Origin of the sequence: Methanoplanus endosymbiosus, assembly GCF_024662215.1 — an archaeon.
Taxonomy (GTDB): domain Archaea; phylum Halobacteriota; class Methanomicrobia; order Methanomicrobiales; family Methanomicrobiaceae; genus Methanoplanus; species Methanoplanus endosymbiosus.
In genome coordinates this window covers 992,785-1,005,626 of the sequence record NZ_CP096115.1, presented here as the reverse complement: position 1 = coordinate 1,005,626, position 12,842 = coordinate 992,785, and the positions used below count along the sequence as shown (strand labels likewise).

Sequence of the window (12,842 nt, the reverse complement as noted above, 5' to 3'; positions counted from 1 at the left end):
TTTACACCATTATTCAGTACTTAAATTTAGCATTTGCTGTATTGAGATCCTTTACAAGTGCATTTACTTCATGTATTGCACTTCCAATCTCTTCCACAGAGGCGCTTGCCTCTTCTGCAAGGGCTGCAAGTTCCTCTGCTTCTCTCCGGACCTCTTTTGTCTTCTCGGTTCCGCTGTCAACTGATCTTACAACATTGTTTGATATGTTTGCCTGATCCTCAATAGCTCTTGTGATCTCGCCTATATCGGTTGTGACCTGTCCTGCATTTTTAATGATGGTATTGAGTACCTCAATGGTTTTTGTGACACTTCCGACACCGTCAACGATCTCATTGTTGGCGTTATTGATTGCATTTGCAGTCTTTTCACTGCTTGTCTGAACCATCGAAACAACGCTTCCTATTGAATCTGCTGCTGCCCTTGCCTCTCCTGCGAGGTTTTTGACCTCTCCGGCAACTACTGCAAAGCCACGTCCGTGTTCTCCCGCACGTGCTGCTTCAATGGCAGCATTGAGTGCAAGGAGGTTAATCTGGCCGGTGATGTCGTTTATCAGCTTAACAACATTGCTGACCTCTTTTACCTTCTCAGTCAGCTCATTTATCTCATTAACACTCTCTTTTGCTATTCTTTCAACGTGGCCCATCTTGGCATTGGCATCATTTCCAAGTCCCTGTGCCTCTTTGCCTATCTCGACAACGTTGTTTGCAGCATTGAATACTTCCTGTGAGGTGCTTGCAATCTCTTCGTTTGATGCTGAAAGGTCCGCAATCTGCCGGTTTATATCCTCGATATTTATCAGGAGATCTTTTGTCAGGTCTGCTGCCTTCTGGCTTGTGTTCGCAACCGCTTCTGCGGCCTTTGCTACTTCATCAGTTCCTTTTCCTACTTCATCAGAGTTAACTGCAATCTGCCTTGTAACATCGACAGACTTCTTCACATTTTCAGATACATTTATTCCGATGTTGTTGAGTGCCTCTTTAAGCCTCAAAAAGTCCCCTTTTACCTTAATATCATCAGAGAATCTTGCAGTAAAGTCAGCATCCGCAAAGCTGTCACAGATCTTTAAGGATTCATTCACCGGCACTGCGGCTGTTACAAGAAGGCTGTTTACTCCTTCGATTATGTCAATATATGCACCCTGATATTTGCCTGAATCTGCACTGAAGTTGAGTTCTCCGTTTTCTCCTGCTTTGACAAGAGCATTAATGTCGGCTAAAAGTTTGGCGAGGCTTTCGTTTACATCTCCTATTGAGGATGTAATCTCAAGGAACTGATCTCTGATCTCTCTTGTGTAACTGTCAGCTTCAGCAACTTCAAGCTTCATATCCTCCGGTCTTCCCTCTGCAATGGCTTCAAGGTCTGCTGCAATATTTTTAACCTCTCTGTCCATGTAAAGGTTCTGTGAAACTTCGGCTGTTCTGTCCTGGTAGATATAGTAATTTACGTCAATGTTGCCGTTCTCATCAAGAATCGGTGTCTGGAACAGTCTGAGGTAGGACTTTGTCTGGTCAGGCCACCTGATCTCAAGGTCGGATACTGCCTTTCTTTTTGTCTCATATGAGGCATAGAAGTCATCACCTGTAACGTCAATGTCAAAGTCATAGAGTTTCTTTGCCATCAGTTCGTCGTATGTTCCATGCCATGCCCTCTCATACTCCTTATTTAAATCAAGCCTGTGCTTGTCCGGAGCAAGGACAGTTATTGCCTGTGGGTTGTCTTTTAAGAAAGTATCTGCACGCTTCTGCAGCTTCTGGACCTCTTTTAATTCATTTGTATGCTCTGTCAGGTCCTGGTAGATGTAGTAGTTTACATCAATATTGCCGTTTTCGTCAAGGATTGGTGTCTGGAAGAGCCTGAGGTAGGAAATTTCGCCGTTCTGCCATTTAATCTCAAGGTCTGAGACTGCCTTTCTCTTTGTCTCATATGAGGCATAGAAGTCGTCACCGCCCGTAACTTTGATGTCAAAGTCATAGAGCTTCTTTGCCATCAGTTCATCGTATGTTCCACGCCATATACGCTCATATTCTTTATTCAGGTCAATTCTGTGCTTGTCGGATGCAAGAACGGTTATTCCCTGAGGGTTGTCCTTTAAGAATGCCTCCGCACGCTTCTGAAGTTTTTCAGAGTTGTTTATCTCTTCCCTTAACGCCGTTATATCGTTGTAAACCGTTAAAACAGAGTCAACCATGCCGTTTTCATCCATAAGCGGAATGTTGTATCTCTCAACTGTTTTAATTCCGGCAGGGAATTCTATTGTGGCTTCGCCGTGGCTTGCCTTCTTTGTCTCAATTGTCTGTGCAATTGATTTTCCTGCCTGGTTTATATACCTGAAATCCCGGATAGTGAGATTTTCTGCTTCCAGCTCTGAAAAACCACTGATTTTAATAAATGCTTTATTTGTCTCCCTGACTGTCATGTCCTTATTCCAGAGGACAATGGGCATCGGGTTTTCCTGAACAATTGCTTTGGACTGCTCCTCCAGTTTTTTGATGTCATTCATCTTCTCAACCTGTTCGGTTAAGTCCTGGTAGATGTAATAGTTGACATCAATCTCACCTTTATTGTTGAGAATTGGTGTCTGGAATAGTCTTAAGTAAGTAACTTCTCTGTTTGGCCATTTAATCTCCATATCTGAGATTTCATTCTTTTTTGTCTCATATGATGCATAGAAATCTGCTCCGGCTGTGATGGTTATGTCAAAATCGTAGAGTTTCTTTGCCATCAGTTCATCATATGTTCCACGCCATATACGTTCGTACTCTTTGTTTAGGTGTATTCTGTGTTTGTCAGCAGCGAGGACGGTAATTCCCTGCGGGTTGAAATCTAAAAGTGCCCCTGTACGTTTCTGAAGCCTTTCGGATTCTCTCTGTTCTTTATTGTATTTACTTTCATTTTTCCCGACCTCTTCCACCAGACTGTTGAAGAGCTGAGCGTATTTTTTCTCTTCACCTTCGCATTTTTCTGCATCAATAAGGGTAATTCCCCTGTTTTTGATATACTCTTCAACTGTTTTTTCAAATTCATTAAATGCCATAACACACCTTTTAACCGGCCTTTCTGCTGCCGGTTTTGTTAATCACTAAAATCTTACATTTACGTATTATTAACCGGAATAATGCTCAAATATTCCGGTTAATTCTGTGATTATAGAAAGGATGGTTTAATTCAATATAAAAAACTAACTTATTTGTTGCTGGGGTTCTGAAAGATTTTTTTTATTTTTGAACTTTTTGGAAATATCCTTTCACATTTGTTTATTTTATTAAATTATAATTCTAAATCTGGTTTGCATTAAAGCCGTGTATGATCCGGAGTATTCAGAAGATGATATCTTTGATTTTTGTAAACTGTTTTTTGTGTACATATCTTAAAATTCATTGATCTATGTTTACAAATTGGACTCTCATTTATATCCTGTGCAGTTATTCAGGTGAATATTTTACCCGTGTGAAGTGGTGAATCTGAACAACTTTCGTATTTTGCGCGTTTAAAACCTGATATTTATCTTTTATTTGAGGAAATAGTGGCTATGTATTTTTATCCCGTCTGACTGTTTAATAATTGCAGATTTTCAGGTATTAATGTGAAAGAAACTGCCCCTGCTATTTTCCGGTAAAAAATTCTGTGATTTATTCCGGAAATAAATATAATTATTCTTCAGGGTGTTTCTTTATCCTGTCAGAATGGTGTAAATGGTGGGAAAAAAGTATTTTATTTGTATGATTCTGTGATATTAATAATTCTCTCTCAGAGTTCAGTTTCTGTAAGAGTGTCAGATAATATCTTGGCAATATCGATCCAGATTACAAGATCCTTGTTTTCGTCTTTCTCCTTTCCCTTCCCCATTTTGATGATGCCTTTTACATATGCCTCCTTTGACATCGTCTCATCCATCTGGTCGATGTCATCCTCAGATACCTGAAGCACGCTCTGGACATCATCCACAATAAGGCCCACATTTGAACCGTTTGCGGCTTCCGGAACAAGGACGATTATCTTCTGGTTTTCTGCCTTATTTCCGGCGGGAAGACCCATCAGGAAATTGAGGTTTAAAATATTGGTTATCTCTCCTCTGAGGTTTATTATGCCTGCAATATGTACCGGTGCTCTTGGAACCGGAGTTATAGGCATCATCTCGACAATCTCGCGTGAGATGTGGATATCAAGTGCGTACTGTACTCCTCCAATCTCAAACTGAACTACATCTTTCATCTCAGCCATATCTGCACCCTCTCAGTACTTAAATTTATTATTGGCTGCTTCAAGGTCCTTTACAAGTGAATTTACCTCATGAATTGCACTGCCAATCTCCTCAACGGATGCACTTGCCTCTTCTGCAAGGGCTGCCAGTTCTTCTGCCTCTTTCTGGACTTCCTTTGTCTTTACTGTTCCGCTTTCAGCAGATTTTACCACATTGTTTGAGATATTTGCCTGGTCTTCTATTGCTTTTGTGATCTCACCTATGTCGTCTGTCACCTGTCCGGCGTTTTTGATGATGGTATTTAAGACTTCAATTGTCTTTGTGACACTTCCAACACCGTCAACGATCTCCTTGTTGGCGTTGTTAATTGCATTTGCAGTCTTCTCACTGCTTGTCTGCACCATTGAGACGACATTTCCGATTGAATCTGCTGCTGCCCTTGCCTCTCCCGCAAGGTTTTTGACCTCTCCGGCAACTACTGCAAATCCACGTCCGTGCTCACCTGCACGTGCTGCTTCAATGGCTGCATTGAGAGCAAGGAGGTTAATCTGTCCTGTGATGTCGTTTATAAGCTTAACGACATTGCTGACCTCCTTAACCTTCTCAGTCAGGTCGTTGATCTCATCAACACTCTCTTTTGCTATCTTTTCAACATGACCCATCTTGTTATTTGCATCATTTCCAAGGTTTTGTGCCTCTTTGCCTATCTCGACAACGTGGTTTGCCGCATTGAAGACTTCCTGTGAGGTGCTGGCAATCTCCTCATTGGATGCCGAGAGGTCGGCAATCTGCCGGTTTATATCCTCAATATTTACAAGGAGGTCTTTTGTAAGGTCTGCTGCCTTCTGGCTTGTGTTCGCAACCGCTTCTGCGGCCTTTGCCACTTCGTCCGTTCCCTTACCTACCTCATCTGAGTTTACAGCGATCTGTTTAGTAACACCAACTGAATTTCTGACATTCTCTGATACATTTACTCCGATGTCATTGAGGGCTTCTTTGAGCTTTAAGAAATCTCCTTTCACTACAAGGTCATCAGAGAAACGGGCTGTAAAGTCTGCTTTTGCAAAACTTGCACAGATTTTTAGGGATTCATTTGTCGGAACCGCGGCTGCCTTAAGGAGGTTGTTCATACCTTCAACAAGTCCGATGTATGCACCTTCATATTTGTCTGCCTTCGCCCTGAAATCCAGTTCTCCTGCTTCTCCGGCATTTACTAGTGCCTGAATGTCTGCAACGAGTGCAAGGAGATTATCGTTTACTGCTTTTACTGAGGAGGTTATCTCCAGGAACTGCTCTCTTACTTCCTTTGTATATTGATCAGCCTCTCCAACCTGAAGTTTCATTCCGGCCGGATTTCCGGCTGCAATGCATTCAAGATCTGCTGCAACCTTCGTGACCTCCTGCTTCAGGTACTCGCCTACTTTCGTTGTTGCAGTAATGTCCTGTATCATTTCAACATGACCAACTTTTTCTCCGGTTGCATCCCGTACCCATGCAACGTCAATCATGAAGTTTCCGCCGTCCTGCTCGAAGAATGACTTATCCTGTCCTCTTCTCAGGCATTCGACACCGCAGTCCTTTGTCCTGCATATGTTTGCATTCCACCGGCTGCACTGAGTTCCAAGAGCTCCTTTTTTATCCACGTTTGCCATTCCGGCAGTTGCAGGGTTTAAGTAAGTCCAGTTCATATTGAGATCTGTGACTGAAACAGGGAATGGTATAGCGTCAAGGATGGATTCATACCATGCAGCAAGATTTTCTGCATCTTTTTTGAGGTTTTCAGTTTCGGTTATATCCTGTATTACTTCGACATGACCTACTTTTTCTCCTTTGTTATTCTTTAACCAGGCAACATCAATCATGAAGTTTCCGCCGTCCTGCTCAAAGAATGACTTCTCCTTGCCGGCCCTGAGGCATTCCACACCGCACTCCCTTGTCCTGCAGATGTTTGCATTCCACCTGCTGCACTGTGTTCCAAGAGCTTCTTTTTTATCCACGTTTGCCATTCCGGCGGTTGCAGGGTTCAGGTAGGTCCAGTTCATATTCAGGTCCGTGACTGAAACAGGGAATGGTATTGTGTCAAGGATGGATTCGTACCATATCTTCTGGTTTTCAATTTCTGTTATGTCCAGTAAGGCAGTGTTAATATTGGTTACTCTTCCATTTTCGTCCATAAGGGGGATACTGTGAATTTCCACGATCCTCTCTTCTCCCTTAAAGAGCATACTGAATTTTCCACAGACTTCTCTTTTCATTTCAAGGGCATCTTTTGAACCTTTACCTTCGATTAGTTCCAGTTTAAATTCCCTGTGAAAATCAGAGACATTGAGCCTCTGCATTCTCTCTTTTGAATATCCTGTTAAATCTGTGAATTTATCGTTTACATCTACAATATTGAGCCTTGAATCTGTAAGGGCCATTGGTACAGGAGTTTTCATCAGTGCCTGGTATAAGAATTCCCCTTTCTCTGAGTCCTCTTTTTTTCCTTCAATGAGTTTATTTATTCCTTCTGCAAGAGTCTTTAGTTCGGGATCCACCCTGCTGATCTCGATCTTTTCATTCATATTGCCACTGAGTGCCCCGTCAATGGCTTTTTTTATTATGTCTGTTGTCATAAGATAACCTCTTAGTGATTTATATGTGATATGTTTATGTGTCTCTCTAAATTGCATAGCAATTTGTAAATAACTATAATTCACTTCTATATCTTATAGCTGTTTATTTGAACAAAAAATATTTTGTCTGATGCTAAAATTGTTATAATTATTGATGTCTGTAAAAAAATTGCGAATGATTTTTCAAAATATTCTCCTGAATTCACAATTTATCCGGAGGTTAATATTATGCAATTATTACAAATTTATTTATACTTTGTAATTTTGAACTGACCTGCTTTCCTCTCTGTGAATTTAACACAACTCTGAATAATGATATATAATGTTTTGTTATGGGGGAAAAATGGGAGATTTTGATAAATTTATCAGATTTCAGAAAATTTTCTGTATATTCTGGCATCCGGAAAAATCCTCACAAAATGATCATCCCATTCATCCGGCAGCCTGTGTGTCTGTTCGGTTACAAAGAGACCGTTATCATTCATGGAATTATAAATGAGGCTGACAATCTCTGACTGTTCAGACTCATTAAAATGCAGCAGGACATTCTTGCAGATGATTATATCAAAAAACCCTCCTGGCAAATTTCCGGAGAGGAGATCATGCCTCATAAACTCAACCCTTTCAATAATGGAGTCATTGAGAACAACATTTCCGGAATTATCTTCATTTCCGTGGAAGTATTTCCGGCAGACATCCTCCGGAATTCTATTCAGGCGATCCTTATCATAAATTCCGTATCTGAAAAAATCCTCAAAATTATTGTCCGGGTCAATATCAGTGGCTAAAATATCAACTGAGTCCGGATAGTTATCTCCGAATAGTTCTGATATTAAAATTGCGAGTGTAAAGGGTTCCGCACCGTTTGAGCATCCGGCACTCCAGATTCTGACATTCCCTTTGGAATTCAGAATATCCGGTATGAGCATAACCAGTTTTTTCATGGTATGCAGATCCCTGTGAAAATATGTTGCCCCGATAACTGTTCCTCCTTATATTTATTCTGTCTTCTTTCTGTAGATGTTATTTTCAGTACTGGCTCTTATAAATGTATCTGATTCTTCTTCCGGAATTTTCTGTGAATGCTCCATCATGAGGTAGCCTCCGTCTTTAAGCGATTCATGAAACATTCTGACAACCTCTCTTTTTTTGTCATCCGGAAAATGTTCGAGGACATGCTTGCAGACGATGAAATTATATTTTTTTCCAGGTTCAGGAGGATTTAAGAGAGTCAGATCATTTCTGAAGTATGAAACCTTCTCTCTGAGTTCCCCGGATATCCGGTAACATTCACTCTGCGGCTCTTCTGATGCTGTGAAAAATTTTGCAAGTCTATCTTCAGAAACGCTGTTAAGCTTGTTTCTCTGATATATGCCTTCAGTGATTATTTTTCTGAATTTGCTGCTTATGTCAATGTCGGATGCTGTAATACGGACTTTATCAAATGTCTCATCATCAAGATTTTCTCTTAAGATCATCACCAGACTATATACTTCCGCTCCTGTTGCACAGCCTGCATCCCATATTGATATCTCCTCCTCTCCTGAGAGAAATTCCCTGGTAAGTTTTGGGATTTCGTTTAGTACTTCAGCGTCCCTGAAAAAAAATGTGAAAGCCATTAAAATCTAATAAAATATTTGATTTAACACTCTGTTAAAGTATCCTCAAGGATTTTGGCAATGTCAATCCATATGACGAGGTTTTCATCATTATCCTCCACATTTCCGGTTTTGATAACTCCCCTTACATATGCCTCACTGGATATTGAATTGTCTATATTTTCTATTCTGTCTTCTGATACCTGAAGGACACTGTGAACATTATCCACAATTATCCCGACATTTGAGCCATTGGCTGCATCAGGTACAAGAACTATTATCTTCTTATCCTCTTTGCCATTGTCGTTTTCAAGGCCTAACAGGGTGTTGAGATTTAAGATATTTGTAATCTCACCTCTCAGGTTTATTATGCCGGCTATGTAATCCGGTGCTCTTGGCACGGGTGTTATCGGCATCATCTCAACAATCTCCCTTGCAAGGTGAATGTCAAGTGCATACAGTGTATTTCCAATCTGAAACTGGACAACATCGGTTATTTCCATGTTATCTCCTTATACTCTGAAGATTTCCATATCTGTCTTCAGCCGGTCTGTAAGGTCAGTCACTTCATGGATTGCACTGCCGATCTCCTCAATTGAGGCGCTTGACTCCTCTGCCAGTGCTGCAAGCTCCTCGGCCTGCTCCTGGACATTCTTTGTCATCTGTGTGCCTTTGTCTGCGGAAGACACGACATTGTTGGCGATATTTGCCTGATCCTCAATCGCTTTTGTGACCTCGCCAATGTCTGAGCTGACCTGCTTTGCACTGTTGATGATGGTGTAGAGTCCGTCAAGAGTTTCATTGACACTTGTAACACTGTCAAGGATCTCCTCGTTTGCTGCATTGATTGCCTTTGATGTATTTCCGGCTCCGGTCTGAACAGTGGATACAACCTTTTCAATGTTATCCGTTGCAGCCCTTGCCTCTGCTGCAAGGTTCTTGACCTCTCCGGCGACTACTGCAAACCCACGCCCGTGCTCACCTGCACGTGCGGCTTCAATGGCAGCATTGAGTGCAAGGAGATTAATCTGCCCGGTAATGTCATTTATCAGCTTGACAACATTGCTGACCTCCTTGATCTGTTCTGTGAGGGCGTTTATCTCGTCCACATTCTTCTTTCCTATGTCTTCAACCCTTGCCATCTTAACTTTGGATTCGTCACCTGACTTCTGGGCATCAATACCTATCTTCACCATATTGTCCGCACTGCCGAGGATCTCCTGTGATGTGCTGGCGATCTCCTCGTTGGATGCTGAAAGATCAGCAATCTGCCGGTTTATCTCAACAATATTTTCAAGAAGTTCCTTTGTCTGCCGGGCAGTCTCCTGGCTGGTTGTTGCAACCCCTTCTGAGGCCCTCATTATCTCATTTGTTCCCTTGGAGACTTCGTTTGAATTTGCATTGATCTCAAGAACAACTTTGCTGGTGTCCGTTACAACAGTTGAGAACTGGGTGCCGACATTATCTATGGAATTTCTGAAATTCTTAAAACGTCCGGAAACTTTGATTTTGCTGTCAAAGCGTGCTGTGTAGTTGTTATCCGAAAATTCGTCAAGGACCCTTATGCCCTCATTTGCCGGCACTGCAAAGGCTTCAATGGTGTCATTGATTCCGCCGACAATTACTGCCCATGCACCATCAAACTCTGAAATATTACTTCTGGTATCCAGATCTCCGGCCATTGCAGCTTCTGTCAGTTTGTTTATCTCAGTAACAAGGTTTGTCAGGACATCTATGCTCTCGTTGATGTCGTTCTTCATTATAAGATAATATCCGCTTGTCTCTGCGGTTATTTTTGTGAGCTGTTTACCATAGCGTACCCCGTCAATGAATACTCCGGTAATTTTAAGAATCCTTGCCATTTCTCCGAATGTATCGTTTAAGCCCTGACCGATCTTTGCAAAGTCACCTTTGTGCCCTGCTACATTCACTCTCCTGTCAAGATCGCCTTTGATGGCTGCCTCATTCATCATCATGACATCCTTTATGCAGCCGTCCAGGGCATCTATACAGAGATTTATGTTGTTGTTAATCTCGTTGTAGTCGCCTTTGTACTGTGCCCTTATCTTCTCCGGAATGTCTCCCCTGCTTATCCGTTCTATATATTCGGCAGCCAGGACAAACGGTTCAGTGACTGCATCCATCGTTTTATTTATGCCGTTTAAGGTTGTGTACCATGCACCTTCAAGCCCGGAAGTATTGGCACGCACGTCAAGCTTTCCGTTTACTGCTGCATCTATTATTGTTTCAGTCTCTGAACCGAGTTTTTCAAGGACATCAACGCTCCGGTTTACATTGTTCTTGACATCAAGGTAATATCCCCATGTTTCCTTTGTGATTCTCTGCGGAACAACTCCACAGCTGATATTGTCCATAAATCCAATACTGACTTTTATAATCCTTGCCATCTCTTCAAAGGTCTGGTTAAATCCGTCAATCATCTCGCCGTATTTGCCCATATGCTCTGAAGTGTCAATTCTCCTGTCAAGATCACCTTTGAATGCAGCCTTATTCATAATGCCTATGTCAGAGATGCAGTGGTTTAGGGCATCAATGCAGAGATTTAAGTTGTTGTTGATCTCGTTGTAGTCGCCTTTGTACTGTGCCCGAATCCTCTCCGGAATATCTCCCCTGCTTATTCTTTCTATATACTCTGATGCAAGAACAAAAGGTTCAACTACTGCGTCCATCGTTTTATTTATGCCGTTTAAGGTTGTGTACCATGCACCTTCAAGCCCGGAAGTATCTGAACGCACATCAAGCCTTCCGTTTACTGCTGCATCTATTATTGTTTCAGTCTCTGAACCGAGTTTCTCAAGGACATCAACGCTCCGGTTTACATTGGTTTTGACATCGAGGTAATATCCCCATGTCTCCTTTGTGATTCTCTGCGGAACAACTCCGTGGCTGATATTGTCCATAAATCCAATGCAGACCTTGATGACTCTTGCCATCTCTTCAAATGTCTCATTAAATCCGCTGCCAATCTTTGCAAAGTCTCCTTTATGTCCCGAAATATCAATTCTGCTGTCAAGTTCTCCTCTGAATGCAGCTTTATTCATCATTCCGATGTCACCTATGCAGGCATTTAATGCATCAATGCAGAGGTTGAGGTTATTGTTGATCTCGTTGTAGTCCCCTTTGTATTCAGCAGTAATCTTTTCCGGAATATCTCCCCTGCTTATTCTTTCTATATACTCCGCTGCCAGGACAAAGGGTTCAACAACTGCGTCCATTGTCTGGTTCATACCACTGAGGATATTATTCCAGCTTCCTTCAAGTCCGGAAGTATCCCCGCGAATGTCAAGTTTTCCATTGACTGAGGCATCAATGAGCGTTTCTGTCTCTGAAGTGAGTTTATTCAGGGTATCAATACAGTGGTTGATCTCATCCCTTAAGGTGAGGTAATATCCGCTTGTATCCTTCTCAATCTTTGGGAAATCTTTTCCGTGGCTTATGCTCTCAATGAATGCCCCGGTGATGTGCATGATCCTTGCCATCTCTTCAAAGCTCTCATTGAATCCTTCGATCATCTCTGCATAGACACCGTTATGCCTGGATGAGTCCACTTTTGTGTCGATCTCTCCTTTGTAGGCTGCATCTATCATTATGTGGATGTCGGATGTGCAGTTGTTCAGGGAATCAATGCAGAGATTGAGATTGTTCTTGATCTCGTTGAAGTCCCCGTTGTATTCCTTTGTTATTCTCTTTGGGATGTCTCCCCTGCTTATTCTCTCTATATGCTCTGCGGCTAAGAGGAGCGGCCCTGTTGAAGCATCAAGGGTGTTGTTTATTCCGTCAATAATATTTGCCCATTCCCCCGGAAATCTGCCCGCATCTCCTCTTACATCAAGTTCTCCGGCGATTGCAGACTCTGTAAGCCTGTCTGTTTCATGGAGTATGTTATGAACGATGTCTATAGTCTTATTTATTTCATCAGCGACTTCTTTTGTTTCGCCTGAATAATCATCTGAGATCTTTTCAATCAATTCTCCGTTTGAAAGGCTGGAAACGAAGTTTAAAAGGAGATCTTTCTGTATTTCAATATCTGATTTGGTTTGCATGGGATCACTTGTTTTTTAGTTTGTCAATTGTTTCCATATTCATATGTGCATATCACACATGGTGTACATTTCTGATTTATTTTTTGTCTTACAAATCATTATACTCTAACTGTATATTAAATTTGTTTTTCTGTGTTCTTTTTATATTGTAACAATTAACATTTATCAAAAGTGAATTTATTTTCTGCGAGGGGTTGTGATGGTAAATTATAATTTTTGTTGGAAAATTTCGGTTATTTTTTAAAAGTAATGGTTTTTGTGCGATATTTTCTCTTGTGATCTGTACTAAATTTTTGGATTTATTTTTGTCTTAACTCAATCTATAATTATCTGGTGAAAATTTTTTCACACGTTATGAATATAT

General features: G+C 41.4%; 7 protein-coding genes. All 7 read right to left on the bottom strand.

The window, feature by feature from the left end; genetic code table 11:
* Positions 1 to 13: 13 nt before the first annotated feature.
* Entirely contained in the window at positions 14 to 3,034 is a 3,021-nt protein-coding gene (locus tag L6E24_RS04225) for a methyl-accepting chemotaxis protein (RefSeq protein ID WP_257743475.1), read from the bottom strand.
* A gap of 713 nt (positions 3,035 to 3,747) precedes the next feature.
* Complete coding sequence (locus L6E24_RS04220) at positions 3,748 to 4,221, bottom strand: chemotaxis protein CheW (protein WP_257743474.1); 474 nt, start codon at positions 4,219 to 4,221, stop codon at positions 3,748 to 3,750.
* Between the two features lie 12 nt (positions 4,222 to 4,233).
* A complete protein-coding gene (locus L6E24_RS04215) occupies positions 4,234 to 6,816 on the bottom strand; it encodes a methyl-accepting chemotaxis protein (protein WP_257743473.1) in 2,583 nt (860 codons plus the stop codon).
* A gap of 365 nt (positions 6,817 to 7,181) precedes the next feature.
* Positions 7,182 to 7,760 (bottom strand): CheR family methyltransferase, encoded by a 579-nt coding sequence (locus L6E24_RS04210; protein WP_257743472.1) that lies wholly within the window; start codon positions 7,758 to 7,760, stop codon positions 7,182 to 7,184.
* Positions 7,761 to 7,814: 54 nt separating this feature from the next.
* Entirely contained in the window at positions 7,815 to 8,435 is a 621-nt protein-coding gene (locus L6E24_RS04205) for a CheR family methyltransferase (protein ID WP_257743471.1), read from the bottom strand.
* Positions 8,436 to 8,458: 23 nt separating this feature from the next.
* Complete coding sequence (locus L6E24_RS04200) at positions 8,459 to 8,917, bottom strand: chemotaxis protein CheW (protein WP_257743470.1); 459 nt, start codon at positions 8,915 to 8,917, stop codon at positions 8,459 to 8,461.
* Between the two features lie 9 nt (positions 8,918 to 8,926).
* Positions 8,927 to 12,478, bottom strand: a complete 3,552-nt coding sequence (locus L6E24_RS04195) for a methyl-accepting chemotaxis protein (protein ID WP_257743469.1) — start codon at positions 12,476 to 12,478, stop codon at positions 8,927 to 8,929.
* Between the last annotated feature and the right edge of the window lie 364 nt (positions 12,479 to 12,842).